Genomic DNA, 19,242 nt, shown 5'->3' with positions numbered 1-19,242 from the left:
TGGCGTGCGTGCGCGCGCCCGGTCCCGGGTCTGGCCGGTCGGGTGGCGGGCGGCGGCGGGTACCGCGAGCGTTCCGTAGCCGTAGCCGTAGCCGTAGCCGTAGCCGTAGCCGTAGCCGTAGCCGTAACGGGATCTGCTGCCCCAACCCGGTCCGGATCCGCGGCCGCAACCGGGTCCGTATCCGGGCCCGGGCCCTGAGCTGGTGAGCGGGCCCGCCTGCCCCGCCGGTTCCCGACGTTCCTTCACTGTCCGCACCTCACGGGGATCCTCATCTGGGCTCGGCCGGCCCGGCGCCGCAACGCCGCACACAGCAGGGAGAAACAGAAGCAAAGGCGGGGGAGGGGTGTCAGGGCGGGGGGAGGGCGGGCCAGGTCATCGTGGTGGCTCCCCAGGTCAGGCCGCCGCCGAACGCGGTCAGCAGCACCCGCTCACCCGCCCGTAGGCGCCCTGCGGTGGCGGAGTGGGCCAGCAGCAGGGGGATGGAGGCGGCCCCGGTGTTGCCGACCTCCTCGATGTTCGACAGACACCGCCCGGCCGGGATACCGATACGGTCCCCGACGGCGGCCAGGATCCGGGCGTTGGCCTGGTGCGCGGCCAGGTGGTCCACGTCCCCCCGCTTCCACCCGGCTTCCTCCAGGGCCGTGTGCGCGGCGCCGGCCATCCGCTCGACCGCGTGCCGGAACGTCTCGCGCCCCCGCATCCGGAAGAACTCCTCACCCACCCCGGCCGGTGCCCCCGAGGACTTCTGCCGGGACCCGCCGGCCGGTACCTCGATGAGGTGGCCCAGCCCCCCGTCGCTGCCCAGCACCACCGGCCCCACCGCCCCCGCCTCGCCCGCGTCCCCTTCCCGCAGGACGACCGCTCCGGCACCGTCGGCGAAGATCACGGCGGTGGCCCGGTCCCCCGGGTCGATCAGGGTGGTGAAAGCGTCCGCCGCGATCAGCAGCACCCGCCCCGCCCCGCCCGAGGCGATCAGGCCCGCGGCGGTGGCCAGCCCGTAGAGGAAGCCCGTGCACACCGCGGCGATGTCGAACGCCGCCACCGGGCCCAGCCCGAGCCGGGCGGCGACCTCCGGCGCGGTGGCCGGGCACGGCCGGTCCGGGGTGGTCGTCGCCAGCACCACCGCCTCCACCCGCCCCGCCCCCGCGCACTCCAGCGCGCGCCGGCCGGCCGCGACAGCCAGGTCGGAGGTGGCCGTCCCCGGCGCGATCACATGCCGCGCCCTGATCCCGGTACGGGTACGGATCCACTCCTCCGAGGTATCCAGACGGTGTGTCAGCTCGGCGTTGGTCACCACGTCGGGCGGTACGTACCCGCCGACGCCCGCCACCACCGCCGCCCGCCCCCCACCCCTGCCCGCACCCGCGCTGGTGGTCATGCCCGGCCCCGGGGCGGTGCGGCGGGGAGGTGCGGGGGCAGCCCGATGTAGGCCATGCGGGAGGCGGCCATCTCCGTGGTCCACCGCTCCGCCATCGCGTACCGCTGCCCGGGGGTGGTCTCCGCCATCCGCACCCCCGGCCACAGCTCGTAGTCCCCGACACGGTGGGCGTGGGCGCGCATGCCCTCCTGGAACAGCTCCTCGCGGTGCAGGACGTACCCCCGGTCCGGGATCTCCTCCCACAGCCGCATCCCCGCCGTGAGGATCTCCAGCAGGCGCGGCCGGTAGCCGGGATGCGCGGCCAGGTGGTCACGCAAGATGGTCGCGGCCACCGTCAGATGACGGATCTCATCGATCGCCGCCCCGCGGGAGATCTCCCCCGTCGCCGGGGACAACGGCGCCCACTTGCGCTCGCTCAGCTCCGCCGCCGGCGCCAGCACCCCCTCGATGACGATCGCGAACACCGCCACCCCGCCCGCGAAATCGCCCTGGTCACGGACGATGTCCAAGGTGAAGTCCACGACCGGGTCCAGCACCTCGCGCCGGTAGCCCGCCCCCAGCTCCGCCAGGTCGGCGAGCAGGCTGCGGGCCGGGTGGCCGAGCTCGACCAGATGCTCGCGGAAGACCCGGGCGTGCCGCGCCTCGTCGATCAGCTGGGTCGCGTAGAACTCCATCTCCGCCACCCCCGGGGCCAGCGGCACGTAGTGCCCCAGCAGCCGGGTCGCGGCCTCCTCCGCCAGCGCCCGGAAACCGAACTCCAGCACCAGGGCCTCGCGCAGCGGCCCGTCCTCCTTCAGGAAATCGGGGACCACCGCGTCCGGGTGATGCCCGGTGGCGCCCCGGCCGCGCAGCGTGCCCTGGGCGACGGAGGTGAACCAGTAGGCGAGATTGCACTCCTGGGGTCCCAGGGCCAGCTCCTTGGCGCCCTGGAGCAGACCCGGCGCCCGCTCCCAGTCGGCCTCGGGCGCCACCGCCCCACCGGCATCCGCGCCAGGCGCCGGCGGAGGGGACGGAGGGGAGGGAGGGGAGGAGCCCGGAGTGACAGAAGTGGTGGAAAAGGGGGAAGAGGTGGAAGGGGTCATCGTGTCACGCTCCTTGTCCGCGGGCGGTGCCCCTGCGCCGGCACCACCCCACCCGACCGGCATCCCGTACGCCCCGCGGCCCGGGCCCGTACCGGGGGAGGCCCGCACGGGCCGCGGCGGGCACCACCACCGGCCCGGCGCCTGCCTGTCGGCCCGGTGCCCGCCGCCGGCCCGGCGCCTGCTTCCAGCCCGGCGCCTGCTGCGGGTCCGGCACCCGCCGGTCTGAGGCCCGTCGTCGGCCCAGCGCCCGCCTTCGGCCCGGTCCCTGCCACCGGTTCGCCGCTGCCCGCGGTCCCGTGCCCGCCGGTCCGGCCTCCGCCACCGGCCTGACCCCGGCGCACCGCACCGGCGCCCGCCGCCGCGCCGGTGCCCGCCCGCCTCCCGTACGGGCCCGAGCCCCCGGCACCGGCCTCCCGGGCACCGGAACAGGCCTTACCGGTCACGGCAGCCGTCACGGTCACAGGCGGCAACTCCCTTCCAGGCGACGGCGCGTACGGTACGCGCCCGGCGGCTGCGCGGTGCGGGCACCGTTCACGCGAGTTCCAGGGGGCCTCCGCCGAAGTACCGCAGCAGCGGCTCCGCCGCCCCCGCCCGGGACGGCGGGTGGAACGCCAGCGCGCGGACGGCCCCCGCCATACGGGCGTGGTCGGGGCGGCGGATGAAGTCCAGCCCGCCCAGCAGCTCCAGCGCCTGCGCGGCCACCACCGGCAACGCCTCCTGCACCGCGTACCGGGCCACCAGCACGGCCGCGACCGCCGCCTCACCCGCCAGCCCCTCCCGTACCGCCCGCGCCGCCCCCTCCAGCACCGCGAGAGCGGCCTCCAGACGCACCGCCAGCCCCGCCCGCTCACCCGCCGTGCCCCGCTCACCGTCCACCACGGCCTCCACCAGGGCACCCGCCGCCCCGGTGTACCCGGCCGCCACCAGCAGCTCGAACCACACGAACCCGGCCGTCTGGAGATCGTCCAGCCGCCGGGGGTCCGCGGCCGAGGTACGCACCACCAGCTCCCCGGGGACGAACACCTCCTCCAGGACCACCTCGTCGCTCTCCGCCCCGGCCAGCAGATCACTGCCCCAGAACGGGCGCACGCTCATCCCCTTAGCCCCCGCCGGTACCAGCGCCAGCGCCAGCTCCCGATCCCCGCCCGCGCCCGGCACGGCCACGCTCGCGGTGAGCCAGTCCATGGATGCCGACAGACTGCACGGCTTCTTCGCCCCCGACAGCACGAAACCGCCCTCCACCGGCCGCGCCGTCACCGAGGGGGCGAGGATGTTCGCCTGGGTGCGGCCCTCCGCCCACCCCGAGGCCATCAACTGCCGCTTGGGCACCACCTGACGCAGCACCGCGAGCTGCGCCGCGCTCAGCCGACCGCCGCGCCCGGCCAGGGAGTAGAGCATCGCGGCCGTGAAGTGATGCATCGTCACCCCAGCCGCCAGCGACGGCGACAGCGCCCCCAGCGCCCGCTGCACCGCGACCGCCCGCACCGCGTCCGCCCCGTGCCCGCCGAAGGAGGCCGGCACCAGCAGCCCCACCCCGCCGTGCGCACGGAACAGTGAGATCACCGGCCCGCCCGGCCGCTCCCGCTCCGCGTACGGAACAGCGGCCAGTGCCTTGAGCAGACCCGGGTGGTAACGCTCACACACCTCACGGGCCAGATCCAGGGAACGCAACAGGAACCTCCGCTGTCAGCAAGGGGGGGCCACGGGCAGCACGCGCGGACGTACCGGACGATCGAGCGGTGGACCAGGACCAGGACCAGGACCAGGACCAGGACCGGGGGCAGGGGCAGGCGGGACAGGGCTTGCGGGGGAGGGGTACGTTCGTCCGAAGCGAGACCGATCGTGTCAGGCGCCCCTGACCTGTCGCTGACACGGCACTGATACCGGGTGCGGCGCCCGGCCGCCCTCCGGCGTGGGCAGCCGGGAGCGGGCGCTGCCCGCAAGGTCCGCAACCCCTCCCCGCGGCGGCGAGGGACGGCGCGCTCGCGTGACGTACGGCCGGAGCCACCACGGGCCCGCCCCGGCGCGCCGCTCACCAGGGGCCTCGGCCGCCGGCAGGGTGCGCCGACGGGGGCCCGCACGGGCCCACGCCGCGCCGCGGGCCTGCGGGGCCCGCGGCGGTCGGCACCGCCGGTGGCTGGTCACCGGGAGTCTGTACAGCTCCCTCCGGGTGGCGGCCGGCCCGCGCCACCCGCCCGCGCCGCCCCGGCGCGCCCCGCCCCGGCCGGGCCACCACACGCCCGCACCCCGGCATATGACGTAAAGTCACCCTCTTCGGCCTCCACGGGCCGGAGTCCTGACGGGACGCCCGTTGAACCACCGCACCCCCGCCGCCCCGGACACCCCCACCGGCCGGTACACCACCGCGCCGGGCAAGAAGGCCACCGCCCCGCCCGTCGCCACCGCCCCGCCGCCCGAGGCCCCCGGTCTGCGCACCGCCGTCGCCCGCCTCACCGAGACCTTCGCCGGGCAGGCAGGCGACCCGGGGCAGGGCTGCCTCTTCTGCTACGGCGATCAGGAGGTCGCCGCGCTGCGCGACCCCCGTGCCCCGCTCTCCGACGACCTGGCGCACTACACCGCCCGGGACCTCACCCACTGGCCCCACCCCGCACAGGCGGCCCGCCGCGTCCTGCCGCACCTGGCCGCCCTGGCCGCACGAGGGGAGTACGTCGGTGAACTCGAAGGCACCGCCCTGCACCAGGCCGGCTGGCAGACCTGGCCCGCAGACCAGGCCGAGGCCGTCCGCGCCTTCCTCGACGCCTACTGGACCGCCGCCCTGCGCCGGCGGGACCCCGCACGCCCCCTCGACGACGTCTTCGCGTTCTGCTCCACCGCCCACCACACCCCCGCCCCCTGCCTGGCCCGCTGGGAACACGAGCGGCACCCGGCCGCCGACGCCCACCTCGCCGACACCGCCCACGGATGGATCGAGGACCTGCTGCTGGACGCCGCCGACCCCGCCCACCCCGCCTGGTCCACCACCCCCACCCCCGGCCCCGGCCCCGGCCCCGACCCCGGCCCCGATGCCCAGCTGCGCACCTGGCTCCTGACCCACGCGGCCCCCCGCCTGCGCCACCACACCACCGACCCCGCCCTCCGCCACACCCTGGACCGCCTCCACGCCCTCGGCCTGCCCGAAAGCCGCGACAGCGAGCAGGCCGGGTGACCAGCCTCAGGGCGGGCGTAGGGCCTCAGTAGACCGGGAACACGGAGGTGTCGATGCTGTACGTGCCCAGGGGGACGGTCTCACCGAACCGGAACTCGCGGCGCGTGCTGTACCGGGGTCCTTCCGGGGTGGCGTGCGGGGCCGAGAGAAGAAGCCCTGTTCCGTTGCGGGGGTCGATGATGAGGTAGTACGGGATGCCCATGGTGGGGTAGTCGCGCATCTTGCCCTCGTAGTCGTTCTCCGGGTTCGACCGGGAGACGACCTCCACCACCGCGGTGATCTCCCGGGGGTGGACCGCTTCCCCCGACTCCAGGGCCTGTTCGGGGAAGACCATAACGTCGGGGCGCCGCTTGATCCCCGCCTCGGGGTCCTCCACGTCGGCCCCGCCGTGCGCGATCAGCCCCGGTGCCGACCGGTCGAGCTGACGGTCGAGGTGCTTGGCCAGGCGGTAGACGATGAGCTCGTGCAAGTTGGCCGGGCTCATCATCATGATGATCTCGTTCCCGCTGATCTCGGTGGCCCAGACGTCCTCCGGCGCATGGGCGGCGAGCTGGTCCGCGACCGCACGCATCCGGGCGTAGTCCATGAGACTGCCTCCTTGATGGCCTCGTGAGCTGTCCCTGTGGCTCAGCGTAACGCGACGACGGACCGTCACCGGGACCGCTGCGGCCCCGCCCGGGCCCGCGGAACACCCGCCGCAACCCCGCGGAATACCCGCCGCAACCCCGCGGAAGAAGCCCACCCACGCCCCCGCCCACCCCGCCCCCGGACAATGGGCCCCGACCCCTGCCCACCCCCCCCGCACAGTCCCCGGAGAGGCACCCACCCATGAGCACAGCGCAGCGCCCCCGCACCGGAGGGGACCTCGTCCTCCACTCGCTGACCGCGCTCGGCGCGGACACCGTCTTCGGGCTGCCCGGCCAGCACGCCCTCGGCCTCTTCGACGCGCTGCGCCGCTCCTCCCTGCGCTACGTGGGCCTGCGCACGGAGAACAACGCGGGCTTCGCCGCCGACGCCCGCGCCCGCCTGACCGGCACGGTCACCCCGCTGCTGGTCTCCACCGGACCCGGCGCCCTGATGACGCTTCCCGCCCTCCAGGAATCGGCCGCCGCCTGCGCCCCCGTACTGGGCATCTCCAGCCAGATCCCCACCGCCGGGCTCGGCGGCGGCCGCAAGGGCTACCTGCACGAACTGCGCGACCAGCAGGCCTCCTTCCGCGACATCGTCAAGAGCACCTGCACCGTCCGCACCGCCTCCCAGATCCCCTCCGCCCTGGCCGCCGCCTGGCGCCACGCCCTCCAGGCACCGGCCGGCCCGGTCTGGGTGGAGATCCCGCAGGACGTCCTCCTGGACCCCACCACCGTGCCGCCCGTACGCGCCCTGGACGCCACCCCCGCACCGCTCCTCCCGCGCCCGGAACTGATCGAGGAAGCGGCCGCCGCCCTGGACCGTGCCGCCCGCCCCGCCGTCCTGGCCGGCGGCGGCGTCGTCCGCGCCGGCGCCCAGCGGGCGCTGCGCACGCTGGCGGAGAAGCTGGACGCGCCGGTGGCCTGCACGTTCGGCGGCAAGGGCGCCTTCCCCTGGCAGCACCCGCTCTCCGTGCGCTCCTGGCTGGAGGACCGGCACACCACCGGCTTCCTCCAGGACGCCGACGTCCTCCTCGTCGCCGGCTCCGGCCTGGGCGAACTCTCCTCGAACTACCACACCTTCCGCCCCCGCGGGCAGGTGATCCAGATCGAGGCGGACCTGGGCAAGCTGGAGTCCAACCACCAGGCTCTCGCCCTGCACGCCGACGCCGCCCCCGCCCTGGCCGCCCTCGCCGGCGCCGTCACCTCCCGCCCCGCCGGGCAGGGGAGGGAACGAGCCCGCACCCTGCTGGAGAAGGTCCACGCCCGCATCGCCGGCCAGGACCTGGACACCGAGCAGCAGGTCCTGGCCGCCGTCCGCGAGGCCCTGCCCGACGACGCCCCCAGCTTCTGGGACATGACGATCCTGGGCTACTGGGCCTGGTCCGCCTTCGACCCCCGCACCGGCCCCTTCCACTCCGCCCAGGGCGCCGGCGGCCTGGGCTACGCCTTCCCCGCCGCCCTCGGCGCCGCCACCACCGACCCCGCCCGCCCCGTCCTGGCCGTCTCCGGCGACGGCGGCGCGATGTACTCGATCGCCGAACTCGCCACCGCCCGCCAGTACGGCCTGCCCGTCACCTGGCTCATCGTCGACGACGGCGGCTACGGCATCCTGCGCGAGTACATGAGCGACGCCTTCGGCCAGGCCACCGCCACCGAGCTGGCCCGCCCCGACTTCACCGCCCTGGCCGCCTCCTTCGGCGTCCCCGCCACCCGCACCACCCCCGGCCGCCTGGGCGAGGACCTGGCCAAGGCCCTCGCCGCCCCGGGCCCCTCGGTCGTCGTCCTCCCGGCCGTCCTGAAGATGTTCGCCCCCACCCACCTGTAACCCCCCGGGGGCGGGTGACGGCGCACCAGACACCCCTCCCCGCACTCCCCGCCGCCTCCCCGGGACCGGCCCCGGCAAGAGGCGCCGGGGCCGGGGAGGGGTGCGGGCACCGGGCACCCCCGGCCCCCTTGTGTTTTCATGTCACCGTCGGTCATCCACCGTGGCAAGGACGACACCATGGGCCCGCACGAGCACCCCGCCCACCCCGCCGCCGAAGCCCTCGGCCCGCTGTATCCCGTGGCGAAGGAAGCCGCCGACCGCCTCCAGCTGGGCATGTCCGTCAAAGAGGCGATCGAGGAGGCCCGTACGGCCGTCCCCGGCGGAGTCGGCTTCACCCCGCAGCAGGTCGTCCAGGGCGCCCACGACCTCCTGACCGCCGGCCCGGACGAGGACCTGGAGGAGATCCCCGGCGAGGACCCCCACCACCACCAAGACCACAACCACCACCAAGACCACAACCAGGGCCAGGCCCAGGACCAGGACCAGGAGCGGAACCGGGCCCGGCACGCGGGCCGGGACCAGGCCCCGGACGGGCCCACCGGGCAGCCGGACCACCCCGGCCGGCCCCGCCCACAGTGACCACCCCGCCCGCCCCAGACCCAGAAACAGACCCGGAAACAGACACGGAGACCGCCCTCCACCGCTTCCACGCCCTCCTCACCCAGGACGACACCGCCCGGGCCACCGACCACCACCTGCGCACCCACCAGCACGCCATGGGCCTGACCTTCCACGGCCACCCCCTGCGCCCCCTGCTGCGCCCCCGGCTCATCAGCGCCACCGACCACGCCCGCGTACGCGCCGAAGGCGCCACCCTCGCCCTCGACCGCCTGGCCTCCCACGCCCTGTACCCGGGCGAAGAAGGCGACCTCGTCCGCGCGCACCTGGCCCTCACCCCCCAGGAGGCCGCGCTGGCCGCCCTGGTCCCCCCGGCCGGGCCGCTCAGCCCGCACTCCCGCCTCGACGGGTTCCGCGCCGGCGGCCGGACGGCCTTCGTCGAGTGCAACGCCCACAGCCCCGCCGGCATTCGTCACCCAGGACCTGCTCGCCGACGCCTGGAAGGGCACCGCGGTGATGGAGGAGTTCGCCCGCTACGGGCACGCCCTGGCCGCACACCCGCTGACCCGCGCCTGGGCCGCCGGGGCGTGCGTGATGGTCAACCCCTTCACCAGCCACCTGGCGCACAAGAAGTCGGTCCTGGCCCTGCTCACCGACCCGGCCGCCGGCGGGCTGCTGCCCCCTTCCGAGGCGGCCGCCGCCCGGGACCTGGTGCCCTGGACCCGGCTGTGCGGGCGGGGCCCACCACCTGCCCCGAGGGGCGCCGCACCGGCCTCCTGGACCTGGCCCGGGCCCGGCGCGCGCACCTGGTCCTCAAACCCAACGACGACTACGGCGGCAAAGGCGTGCTCTGCGGCTGGGAGACCACCGACCAGGCCTGGCACTCCGCCCTGGGCCGGGCCCTGCTGACCCCGCACGTCCTCCAGGAACGGGTACCGCTGCCCACCGCCCCCTACCCCGACCTCGCCGGCGGCCGGCTGCGCGTGCGGGAGTACGCCGAGAGCACCGACCCCTTCCTCTTCGGCACCGACTCCCCGGGCTGCATCTGCCGCCTCTCGCGCACCTCCTTGCTGAACGTCAGCACCGGCGCCGCCCCCGTCCCCGTCTTCCTCATCACCCCCAGCTCGTGATGAGTCCGTCCAGGTGAAGCCGGAGGAGAGACACTCGGGGTATGACGATTTCGTCATATAGGGTGGAGTCATGACGGCTGATGCCAAGCGTGAGATCTACAGGCACCTGCGTGCTCTCGTCGAGCACTTCACCCCCCCCGCGCCCTTCAGCCCCCATGTCGAGATCAGCGACGGCCAGCTCGTCATGATGATGAGCCCGGCCGGTCGTCACGATCTCGCGGCCTTGCGCATCGAGCGTCAGCTTCAGCCCCAGCTGCCCGCCGGCGTCGTGGCCACCACCTCCGGCGATATCGAGGAAGCCGACCTCGGGCAGCTGCGCCGCCCGGACGTTCTCGTTCTCCCCGAGGCGGCCATGGACACCGATGACGCCATCAGTCCTCACGCTCTTCTCGCGGCCGTCGAGATCGTCTCCCTCTCCAACCCGGAGAACGACTACGACAGCAAGCTGCGCCACTACCCGCAGCTCGGTATTCCGCACTACCTCATCGTCGATCCCCGCGACGGCACGTGCGTCCACTACTGGGCCATCGGCGACAAGGGCGGGACTCCCGTCTACGAGGGCCGTGCCCCGTACGTCTTCGGGGACAAGATCCCGTTCGGTGACTGGGTCATCGACACGGCCGAGCTGCCGCGCTACAGCCGGAGTTCAGGTTGATGGCGGCGGATCTCGTACGGGCGCGGCGCGTGCAACTGGGCATGTCGCAAGCGGAACTCGCCGCCCGCGCCGGGACCGGACAGGCGTTCGTCTCCCGCGTCGAATCCGGAAAAACCATCCCGACCCTTCCTGTTCTCCAGCGCCTCGCGACGGCACTGGAGTGCGACGTGGCCTTGGACTTCCTGCCCCATCGGTGAGTGCCCTCAAGGGCAATCACCGACCGGTGCAACCGCGTCGGACGGAACGCAGGGTGCGCTCCACGAGGGGCATGGGTGCGCGACGGCCCCCTTTGCCGCCACCCCCGGCGCAGCCGGCGCCCCGCCCCCGGGACGGCGGGCACCGGGTGTCCCCGTGCGCCGCCCGCTCAGCGCCCCTTGGCGAAGGCGGCACGCGGCGCGCGGCCGCGCAGGAGGACCGCGGCCCGCACGACGGGCACCATGCACACGGCCTGCGTCACGGCGTACCACGGCGGGCAGATGCCCGGGATCAGGTCCACGCCGACGATGGCGACCGGCAGGATGACGGTGAGGGCGCGCACGCGCTCGTAGGCCCGCCGGGAGCCGCGGGAGGCGGCGGTGGCCAGCCGGTGGAGCAGCACGGCGGCCACGGGCAGCAGGACGGCCCGCACCCCCATGAACGTGTTCACCGCACACCCGCTGCCCGCCACCGCGACGACCGCCAGCAGGGCGAGGGCGCCGAGCCCGCCGTAGAGCCTGATGCTGTTCCTCGCCGCGCCGAGGGCTTCCTGGGCGCGGGAGTCGCCGGGCAGGGACGTCCCGGCCGTGGTGTGTGTATCGGTTTCCATGCCCGCCGACGCTACGGACCGCGCGGACGCGGGCGGTATCGGTGTGGCCGTACGGGCAGGTGGGGCTGGCCCCACTCCTGACCGGGCCGGGGCCGTGCCCCCCTTCCTTCCGGTGCACAGTGGGAGCACCGGAAGGAAAAAAGATGTGGGGGCGAGGGAAGCGTCATGAGAGAGCTGGGTTCGTGGGCGGGGCGCGCCGGTGCGGGGTTCGTGCGGGCGTGTGCCGTGGCGGCGTTGAGCATGCTGGTCCCGGCCGTGTGGGCGGGGGCCGTGGCGCTGGGCATCCGGTGGGGGGCGGCGAACCCGTGGTCGTGGACGGCGCCGCTGGTGCTGGCGTGCACGGGCACGCTCGCCCTGTCCCGCCCCCTCTGCCGGGCGGTCCGCTTCCTCGTGCGCACCTGGACGGCCACCGTCCTTCCGGCCGGGTACCGGCGGGCAGGGCCGGTGACGCGGATGTCCACCGGCCAGTGGTGGAACGGCTTCTCCTACGAGCGCACCCGCCGCGATGCCCTGCGTGACCAGAAGTGGCGCCTGCGCTGGTGTGATCCCGCCACCTGGCGCGATCTGCGGTTCACCGTGATCGTCCCGTTCACCGCGGGCGTGGCCGCGGCCGTCCCGCCCGCCGGGGCCGCGGTGGCGGTCCTGTGGCTGGGCCGGCCGGCGCCCGCCGCGCGCCTTGCCGGGGCACTGGGCCTGGCGGCCGCCCTCGCCGGCGCCCCCTACGCCTGGCGGGTCCTGCCGGTGGTGGCCGCCCGTTTCCTGCGCCCCTCCCGGGCGATGGTGCTGGCGGGCCGGGTGCAGGAGCTGACGGCCCAGCGCGCGGACGCCACCCTCGCGCAGGCCGCCGAGATCCGCCGGATCGAGCGGGACCTGCACGACGGGGCCCAGGCCCGCCTGGTGGGCCTGGGCCTCTCGCTGGCGACCGCGGAGCGGCTGATGGAGAGCGACCCCGCCCGGGCCAGGGCGCTGATGCGCGACGCGCGGGCCGGCGCCGCCACCTCGCTGACCGAACTGCGCGAGCTGGTCCGGGGAATCAACCCGCCGGTCCTCAGCGACCGGGGCCTGCTGGACGCCGTGCGCGCGCTCGCCCTGGACAGCCCCCTGGAAGCGACCGTCACCGCCGGCGGGCACTTGCGCCTGGAGGCGCCGGTGGAGTCCGCCCTGTACTTCGCCACCGCCGAACTGCTCACCAACGCGGCCCGGCACGCCGGGGCCACCCGGGCGAGGATCTCCCTCGCCCACGACGGCACCCACCTCGTGGTCGAGGTCGAGGACGACGGCCACGGCGGCGCCGCCGAGCGCCCCGGCGGAGGGCTGGCGGGGCTGCGCCGCCGCCTCGCGGTCTTCGACGGCCACCTGGAGATCACCAGCCCGGCGGGCGGCCCGACCCACGTGAGAATTTTGGTCCCATGCGCATCGTCATAGCCGAAGACCTCTACCTGCTGCGGGACGGCATGGTCCGCCTCATCGCGGCGTACGGCCACCAGGTGGTGGCCACGGCCGCCACCGGCCCCGAGACCCTCGACGCCCTGCTGACATGGCGGCCGGACGTCGCCGTCGTCGACGTCCGGATGCCCCCGACCGGGACGGACGAGGGCCTGCGCGCGGCGCTGGCCGCCCGCACCGAACTCCCCGGCCTGCCCGTCCTGATCCTCTCCCAGTACGTCGAACAGCTCTACGCCCGCGAACTCCTGGCCGACGGCACCGGCGGCATCGGCTACTTCCTCAAGGAAAGCGTCTTCGACGCCGACCAGTTCATCGACGCCCTCGCACGCGTCGCCGCCGGCGGCACCGCCATGGACCCGGCCGTCATCGCCGGACTGCTCTCCAGCGGAACCTCCCACCGGCGCCTGGGACAGCTCACCGAACGCGAGCACTCCGTCCTCGCCCTGATGGCCGAAGGACTGTCCAACCAGGCCATCAGCCGCCGGCTCTACCTCAGCGAGAGCGCCATCAGCAAATACACCACCTCCCTGTTCGGGAAACTCGGCATCACCGACGACGACAGCGGCAACCGCCGCGTCCTGGCCGTCCTCACCTACCTGAACAACCCGAACAACCCCTGACCGCCCCCGGCCCCGCCCGCCGGCACACCGGGCCGGGGGACCACCACGCCCCCCGGCCGCAGGCCGTGCCCGCGAGCACCCCCCTTGCGGGCACCCCGCAGGCCCCGCGTATCGCAAAGACGCCATATACGGTGGTGGCGTGACCGAGCTCTCGATCGACCGGCACGACAGCGCCAAGGACACGCGGCAGTGACCCCGCAGGAGCCCGGAGACCCGCTCCGCGCACTACGCCTGCGACAGGGCCTGTCCCAGGCCGGACTCGCCGGCGTGACGCACAGCGTCGTCTCCCGCCTGGAAGCGGGCCGCCACTCACCCACCGTCCGGAGCCTGTCCCGGCCGGCCGAAGCGCTGGGAGCCGGCCTCGTCCTCGACCTCACCCCACCGGAGCCCCGGTGAGCGGCCTGTGGAACCCGGACACCCCCGGCGTCCTGCGCCTGCCCTCCGGCCGCCTGGTCCGCGGCCGCGGCCTGCGCCGCCCCCTGCCGGACGGCCCCGCCCCCGCCTACGCCGTCCACCTGCTCGGCACACGGCCCCCCGAGGTTCCCTGGGAGGCCAGATGGCTGCGCTGGCCGGACTTCCGGCTCCCCGCCGACCCCGCCGACGCCCGCACCGTTCTTCGTGAGGTGTGGGAGCGGGCGGCGGGGGAGCGGGTGGAGGTCGCCTGCGGCGGCGGCCGCGGCCGGACCGGCACGGCCCTGGCCTGCCTGGCCGTCCTCGACGGCGTACCGCCCGGGCGGGCGGTGGAGTTCGTCCGCCGCCACTACGACCGCCACGCCGTCGAGACCCCCTGGCAAAAACGCTACGTCCGCCGCTTCCCCGGCGGCCCCGGGGGCCGATAGCCGTCAGCGGTGGGCGATGCGCGGCCGGGCACCGTCTGTGCCGGCCGGGCACTGTGCAGAGGTGGTCAGGCGGTCCTGGGGCATGCCCGGCTCGGCGATGACTTTTCGTAACCGTCCATTGGGTTCAGTCATCGTGACCCCTCTCGGATCGTCTTCTGCGATCTCACGCCGTGCCCAACGAATCTGGCCTGTCAGGAGAGTTGAAGGAAGGGGCTGTAAACACGTTAAACACCTCTGCCGCATCCGGGGAGCAGGCGCGGGCTGGTGAGGCGTTGACTCCATGGCAGCGCTCCGGTGAAAGGCGCCGAAGTTGTGAATACCGCAAAGGGAGATGAACGCAATGGAGCCGATCTACGCCGCACCGCTCGTTCTGAACGCTGGTGATGTCAAGCAGGTGACTCTCGGTACCGAGAACTTCGGTACGGCCGACGGCTTCTCTGTCAAGTCCTGCGTGTTGCGCAGGGCCCACACAGCACAACACTTCAGCCCGCCCCCTTCCGGGAGACGGGCTGAAGTGTGTTCGGGCTGGCATTCCAGCGGGATCCCTTGGCGCTCGCCGGAATTCGATTGTGCGCGGGGATTACTGGGTCACCGGTCTTCTTGGAGTTTGAGGAGTTCGTGGAACAGCCCTTGGTGTGCCAGCTCGTCGTACGCACCCATCTGCTCGATGCGGCCGTGGTTGAGCACGATGATGCGGTCGGCGAGGCGGGTGTTGGCCAGCCGATGGGTGACGAACACGGTCGCCCGTCCCTCGGCGAGTGCCCTGAGCCGGGTGTAAATCCGGTGCTCGGCACGGGCGTCGAGGGCGGCGGTCGGCTCGTCCATCACGAGGACGGGGGCATCGCGATGGAAGGCGCGAGCGACCGCGACGCGCTGCCACTGCCCGCCGGACAGGTCATGCCCTCCCCACCAGGATCGGGCCAGTGAGGTATCCAGTCCGTGGGGCAGCGCGGCGATGACGGTGTCGGCGCCGGCTGCCTCAGCGGCGGCGCGCACGGCGGCGTCGCCGTCGGGGCGGGGCTGGCCGAGGGTGATGTTCTCGCGGGCGGCCAGCGGCCAGCGGGTGTAGTCCTGCGGCACGAGCGCCACCTTGGCGAGCACCCCGGCCGGGTCGGCGTCCGCCAGGTCCACTCCGTCCCACCGCACTGAACCGCTGGTGGGCAGGAAGAGGCCGGTCAGGATGCGGGCGAGGGTGCTCTTGCCGGCGCCGTTCTCGCCGACCAGGGCGATTACCTCACCGCGCTTGAGGTCCAGGTTGATGCCGTCGAGCGCGGGGGCGCGGGCGCCGGGGTAGGTGAAGGAGACGTCCATGGCAGTGATCACCAGCGGCCCGTCCTCGGCGATCGGGACCGAGCCGCGGCGGGTCGTCCACGGCTTGGCCACGGCCAGGAAGCGGGCCCAGTCGTCCAGGGACAGCGAGGTGCGGAACAGCCGGGCCCCGGCGCGCACCGTCGTCGCAAGAGCCGCCATAGAGGTCCTTACCGCCAAGGCTGCGGTCCCCGCGACCGCAAGCTCCATCCGGCCACTCGCTACCAGGAGCACGAGCACGCCCCAGGTCGCAGCGGTGCCAACCGCGGTGAGTGCGTCACCGATCCCCTGCACCACCAGAGCCTGCCGGGTGGCCTTGAGCTGCTCGGCCTCCAGGCGGCCGGAGACGACGCGGTACTGCCGGATGAGGAAGGCGGCCATGGTGCCCGCGCGGACCTCGTCGGCGGTGTTGCGCTCAGTGGTGTACGACCGGAACACGTTGCGGAGCCGGGAGTCGGCGAGGTTGCGGTGGTGGGCGGCGTGCTCGATCCGAGCGCCGCGTACGGCGCCCCACGCGCAGGGGACGACGGAGAGGACCAGCAAGGGGAGCATCACCGGGTGCAGAAGGGTGACGACCGTCGCTGCGGCGGCCATCCGTGCCGCCGCGGACGTGAGGAGCTGGGCGTCGAGGATGAGGTCGCCGGTCTTCTCCGCGCCGTCGGAGGCGGCGGCGTGGGCGTCCTCGAAGTCCGGGTTCTCATACGCCACCAGCTCGGCGGCGGTCGCCGTGGTGATGACCTCAAGGTCGGCCTCGCGCACGGCCTTCGGTGCGAGCCGGGCGGCGGACGCGCGGGCTGCAGCGTCCAGCAGGTAGCGGCCGGAGGCCGCGAGGGTGAGGACCACCACGGTGGTCAGGTTCTCGCGCAGGCCGGCGGCGATGTCGCCTCCGGTGAAGACGGTAGCCAGCACGCGGGTGGTGGCTGCGAGCGCGGTCGCGGTGAGGGCGGCGGCGCCGATCTGGCAGATCAGCAGGGCCAGCACGGCCCGGCGGTCGGTGCGCCAACCGAGCCGGGCCGCCTCGGCGAGGGTGTGGGGCAGACGGCGTGCTATGGCCCACGTGGACAGGTTGACGCTCGCCTCGAAGTGCCGGTCGGAGGCCAGGCACATGACCGGCGGCTGGCCCGCGGCGGCGACGGGCGGCGAGGATACGGAAGAACTCACGAACCCCATCAGGGAGCTGAACGAGGCCGCTGGGCAACGGGATTGTTCCGGCAGGCCCGCGTCGCCGCTGGTCGACCGGCCCCTGCCGTCAGCCACCCCGTGCGCTTTCATTCGATCGAGTGAATCCGTGGTCCGGGGTGGGGAGGCTCGGGCCAGCCCCGGACCACGGCAGCCCAGGGCCTCTCTACGGCTCGGCGAGGACTGGCATCCAGGGCCGGTCGACGGCGTCGCCGATGTCCCGGCCGACCGCGCCCTCGGGGACCTCCGCCCAGGCGTGTGCGGCGTGAGGCATGAAGCGGGCGCCGTGTACCCAGCGGGCCTGGCGGCAGGTGAGGGCGGTCGCGATGACGGTAGCGAGACTGATCTCGGCGCACGCGATCCGGCCCGGCCACCACGAGGGAATCACCGCCTGAACCGCGGTGTAGAGGGCTTCGAGCCGGGCCAAGCGTGCGTACGGCAGGCCGCGCAGCAGCCGCACGGCGGCGAGCTTCCAGCGCAGTGGCAACGGACTCACGGCCAGGGAGAGGGCGAGCGCGAGGGCGGCCACCAACCGGTCGCGCCATGGAGCGGTGGGCCGGGCGGTGGGGACCATGACCGTCATCGACGCCACCGCTTTCGCCGTGCTCGCCGCGGCCGGTCGGTGTCGACGAGCACGCCGGCAGCCACCAGATCGTCGACGAACGCGACAATCTGACCGCTGACCTGCTGTGGGTCCTGGCCGGTAGGGACGGCGATCTCATCGGCGAGCCTGGCGGTGCCACCGCGGACGGTGATCGCGTGCCAGATCCGGGAAGCGTCCTGATCGAGCATCAGCCACGTCTCCCGCTTCACGTCGATCACCGCCGTGCCGTCCGGCCCCGTGTTGTGGTGAACGTGGAGGGCGGGGATCAGCACGCTGCCACCTCCCTCCTGGTCGTCTGACCACTGAGCCACCAGCACGTCACGATCAACTGGTGCAGGTCGGCGATCACCGTGGCGCTCTGCCCCCGGGCCGTCTGAGCTAGCGAGGTACGGACGGCTGCGGGGTCGATCAGCCCAGCGGCCGCGAGCGGACTGGAAGCGGTCAGTTCGTCGAGCCGATCCCGGTGCCGGGCCAGCCCGGCGATGCGCTGGGCGGTGAACGAGCCTTTCGACCGGCGGGAGGTCAGCCAGTCCGGGAGCTCGGGCAGCGCGGCCCGTAGCAGCGGCTTGTAGGCCACCAGACCCCGCCGGGCGAGGGCTGGCACGCCGAACGCGGCCCGGACAACCTGGTTGTCCAGGTACGGGTACACCGGCCGGATACCGAGCGCGTGGCCGTATGGGGCCCAGCCGCGGGCCGAGGTGCCCACCGACCGCAGGGCGGCCCACTGGTCGAACTCGTCCGCCAGCTCCGGCTGCTGGTCACCGGCGGCCTGCCGCAGCAGCGCGGCGACCTGGTGACGGCCGTCAGCGGTCAGCCAGGACGCTCCGGCCCCCAGACGGCACCACGACCATCCGGCAACCGTCGTCTGTGGTGTGACCGGACCGTGTTCCAGGGTCTCGGCGGCACGCTCCAGAGCACCGCTGCGGCCGAGGTCAGCGGCGTGCTTGAGGGCCTTCCAGTACGGGCCCGGCGCGGTGTTACGGAGCCGGGCGAATGCCGCCACCTGTCGGTGGGCCTCGCGGCGGTGGCCGTCCTGCAGGAGGCGGACCCAGCAGGAGCTGGAGGCGTCGAGGACGATGTCCCCGCCATGCCCGGTCAGGTGAAGCGGCAGCCCCTGCACGGGGCGCAGGTAGGCAGCGTCCATGGCGTACATGGCCGCCGCCAGCACCGGCTCCGCCTCGGACGGCTGTCCGGCGGGGAAGCCGAACGGCAGTTGCTCGTCGCCTCCGGTGGCGACCGTGTGCCGGGCGCCGGTGTGCTCGGCGATGCGGGAGGCGAATGCCATATCCTCCCCGCTGGTGTAGCCGTCGGTGTAGGTCACCGCGTGCACGGTCCCGGCGTCGGCAGCGAGTACGACGGCCGCCGAGGAGTCCAGCCCACCCGACAGGTCGGCGCCCACCGCGCCGCCGCTGACGCGGACGCGGTGCTGGACGGCGTTGGTGAGCGCCTGCCCGAACCGCACGGCCCCTTCGCGGAGCTCGTCGACGGGATCGACACCGTTGACATCGACGAGTTGCGGCGGTGCCTCTGGCGCGAGCAGCAGTCCGAAGCCGCCGGGCACCACGCGGATCTGTTCGTACGGGGTGCGGTGGGGCCAGTGGTGCTCGCCCACGGTGAGCCTGGCCGCCACCAGCGGCAGGTCCGGCGTGAGCCGCCTGTCCTGCTCCAGCAGCCGAGCCTGGCTTGCCCACGCGGCCTCGTTGCCGCGCAGCGTGTAGTAGACGGCCCGGGAACCGGCCAGGTCGCCGCACACGAACCGCTGCCGCCCGTTGTCGGCGACCACCCAGTACGAGCCGGGCCACCGGGTGAGTCCGGCCCACTGGCCCACCCGCGTCGCCGGTAGGGCGGCCCTCAGCTCCTCCTGGGTGACGGGGCAGTCGCCCACGACCACGAGGCCAACCGGCCCCTCGCAGGCCACCTGTACCCGTGTGCCGGGAGCCCGGCGCAGGTCGCCCAGCCCTTCGATTACTACTCCATCGACGGCGGCTGTGCCGCCGGTCAGCCACTCCTGTTCCATC

General features: G+C 74.2%; 19 protein-coding genes. 10 read left to right on the top strand and 9 right to left on the bottom strand.

All coding sequences use genetic code 11. The annotated features are described in order from the left end of the window. Positions 1 to 346: 346 nt before the first annotated feature. From SMD11_RS00585 to SMD11_RS00575, 3 genes are all read right to left on the bottom strand, one after another. A complete protein-coding gene (locus SMD11_RS00585) occupies positions 347 to 1,378 on the bottom strand; it encodes a beta-ketoacyl-ACP synthase III (protein ID WP_087924513.1) in 1,032 nt (343 codons plus the stop codon). Beyond that, positions 1,375 to 2,349 (bottom strand): VlmB-like protein, encoded by a 975-nt coding sequence (locus SMD11_RS00580; RefSeq protein ID WP_087924512.1) that lies wholly within the window; start codon positions 2,347 to 2,349, stop codon positions 1,375 to 1,377. Before SMD11_RS00580 ends, SMD11_RS00585 begins: the two co-directional genes overlap by 4 nt. 642 nt (positions 2,350 to 2,991) lie before the next feature. Next, on the bottom strand, positions 2,992 to 4,131 hold the full coding sequence (locus SMD11_RS00575) for an acyl-CoA dehydrogenase family protein (RefSeq protein WP_087924511.1): 1,140 nt from the start codon (positions 4,129 to 4,131) through the stop codon (positions 2,992 to 2,994). Positions 4,132 to 4,771: 640 nt separating this feature from the next. Here SMD11_RS00575 and SMD11_RS00570 point away from each other — a divergent pair. After that, positions 4,772 to 5,626, top strand: coding sequence for a hypothetical protein (locus SMD11_RS00570; RefSeq protein ID WP_087924510.1), 855 nt, complete (start codon positions 4,772 to 4,774; stop codon positions 5,624 to 5,626). 25 nt (positions 5,627 to 5,651) lie between these two features. On the opposite strand, the gene SMD11_RS00565 is transcribed toward SMD11_RS00570, so the two are convergent. Next, positions 5,652 to 6,212: a Uma2 family endonuclease gene (locus SMD11_RS00565; RefSeq protein ID WP_087924509.1), complete on the bottom strand. Its 561-nt coding sequence runs from the start codon at positions 6,210 to 6,212 to the stop codon at positions 5,652 to 5,654. Positions 6,213 to 6,454: 242 nt separating this feature from the next. Here SMD11_RS00565 and SMD11_RS00560 point away from each other — a divergent pair, with 242 nt between their 5' ends. The 5 genes from SMD11_RS00560 to SMD11_RS00535 all read left to right on the top strand — a co-directional run bounded on the left by SMD11_RS00560 (position 6,455) and on the right by SMD11_RS00535 (position 10,620). Further along, positions 6,455 to 8,080, top strand: coding sequence for a thiamine pyrophosphate-binding protein (locus tag SMD11_RS00560; RefSeq protein WP_087924508.1), 1,626 nt, complete (start codon positions 6,455 to 6,457; stop codon positions 8,078 to 8,080). Between the two features lie 138 nt (positions 8,081 to 8,218). Next, the gene (locus SMD11_RS35195) at positions 8,219 to 8,659 is read left to right on the top strand and encodes a hypothetical protein (RefSeq protein WP_159395156.1); all 441 of its coding nucleotides are present in this window, start codon (positions 8,219 to 8,221) and stop codon (positions 8,657 to 8,659) included. Continuing rightward, entirely contained in the window at positions 8,656 to 9,768 is a 1,113-nt protein-coding gene (locus SMD11_RS35190; RefSeq protein WP_159395155.1) for a hypothetical protein, read from the top strand. The genes SMD11_RS35195 and SMD11_RS35190 overlap by 4 nt, the downstream gene beginning before the upstream one ends. A gap of 70 nt (positions 9,769 to 9,838) precedes the next feature. Then, on the top strand, positions 9,839 to 10,423 hold the full coding sequence (locus SMD11_RS00540) for a Uma2 family endonuclease (RefSeq protein ID WP_087924504.1): 585 nt from the start codon (positions 9,839 to 9,841) through the stop codon (positions 10,421 to 10,423). Further along, a complete protein-coding gene (locus tag SMD11_RS00535) occupies positions 10,423 to 10,620 on the top strand; it encodes a helix-turn-helix domain-containing protein (protein WP_087924503.1) in 198 nt (65 codons plus the stop codon). The genes SMD11_RS00540 and SMD11_RS00535 overlap by 1 nt, the downstream gene beginning before the upstream one ends. 167 nt (positions 10,621 to 10,787) lie before the next feature. Here SMD11_RS00535 and SMD11_RS00530 read toward each other — a convergent pair whose 3' ends face one another. Then, positions 10,788 to 11,228, bottom strand: a complete 441-nt coding sequence (locus SMD11_RS00530) for a hypothetical protein (RefSeq protein WP_234365822.1) — start codon at positions 11,226 to 11,228, stop codon at positions 10,788 to 10,790. A gap of 165 nt (positions 11,229 to 11,393) precedes the next feature. On the opposite strand from SMD11_RS00530, the gene SMD11_RS00525 reads away from it, so the two are divergent. The 4 genes from SMD11_RS00525 to SMD11_RS00510 all read left to right on the top strand — a co-directional run bounded on the left by SMD11_RS00525 (position 11,394) and on the right by SMD11_RS00510 (position 14,133). Further along, positions 11,394 to 12,653 (top strand): sensor histidine kinase, encoded by a 1,260-nt coding sequence (locus SMD11_RS00525; RefSeq protein ID WP_087924502.1) that lies wholly within the window; start codon positions 11,394 to 11,396, stop codon positions 12,651 to 12,653. Beyond that, complete coding sequence (locus SMD11_RS00520) at positions 12,638 to 13,294, top strand: response regulator transcription factor (RefSeq protein WP_087924501.1); 657 nt, start codon at positions 12,638 to 12,640, stop codon at positions 13,292 to 13,294. The genes SMD11_RS00525 and SMD11_RS00520 overlap by 16 nt, the downstream gene beginning before the upstream one ends. Positions 13,295 to 13,483: 189 nt before the next feature. Further along, entirely contained in the window at positions 13,484 to 13,690 is a 207-nt protein-coding gene (locus SMD11_RS00515; protein WP_199843771.1) for a helix-turn-helix transcriptional regulator, read from the top strand. Beyond that, positions 13,687 to 14,133, top strand: coding sequence for a protein-tyrosine phosphatase family protein (locus SMD11_RS00510; protein ID WP_087924499.1), 447 nt, complete (start codon positions 13,687 to 13,689; stop codon positions 14,131 to 14,133). Before SMD11_RS00515 ends, SMD11_RS00510 begins: the two co-directional genes overlap by 4 nt. A 588-nt stretch (positions 14,134 to 14,721) precedes the next feature. Here SMD11_RS00510 and SMD11_RS00505 read toward each other — a convergent pair. The 4 genes from SMD11_RS00505 to SMD11_RS00490 form a co-directional block, all read right to left on the bottom strand. Beyond that, on the bottom strand, positions 14,722 to 16,602 hold the full coding sequence (locus tag SMD11_RS00505) for an ATP-binding cassette domain-containing protein (protein ID WP_234365821.1): 1,881 nt from the start codon (positions 16,600 to 16,602) through the stop codon (positions 14,722 to 14,724). A gap of 184 nt (positions 16,603 to 16,786) precedes the next feature. Next, complete coding sequence (locus SMD11_RS00500) at positions 16,787 to 17,203, bottom strand: lasso peptide biosynthesis B2 protein (protein WP_107421912.1); 417 nt, start codon at positions 17,201 to 17,203, stop codon at positions 16,787 to 16,789. Next, positions 17,200 to 17,496 carry a PqqD family protein gene (locus SMD11_RS00495; RefSeq protein WP_087924498.1) on the bottom strand — a complete coding sequence of 99 codons (297 nt, stop codon included), beginning with the start codon at positions 17,494 to 17,496 and terminating at the stop codon, positions 17,200 to 17,202. The genes SMD11_RS00500 and SMD11_RS00495 overlap by 4 nt, the downstream gene beginning before the upstream one ends. Further along, entirely contained in the window at positions 17,490 to 19,241 is a 1,752-nt protein-coding gene (locus SMD11_RS00490; RefSeq protein ID WP_087924497.1) for an asparagine synthase-related protein, read from the bottom strand. Before SMD11_RS00490 ends, SMD11_RS00495 begins: the two co-directional genes overlap by 7 nt. Between the last annotated feature and the right edge of the window lies 1 nt (position 19,242).

Source organism: Streptomyces albireticuli (genome assembly GCF_002192455.1).
In the GTDB taxonomy this organism is placed as follows: domain Bacteria; phylum Actinomycetota; class Actinomycetes; order Streptomycetales; family Streptomycetaceae; genus Streptomyces; species Streptomyces albireticuli_B.
Note: the sequence above shows the minus strand (reverse complement) of the source record. Positions and strands in the feature narration are given on the sequence as shown.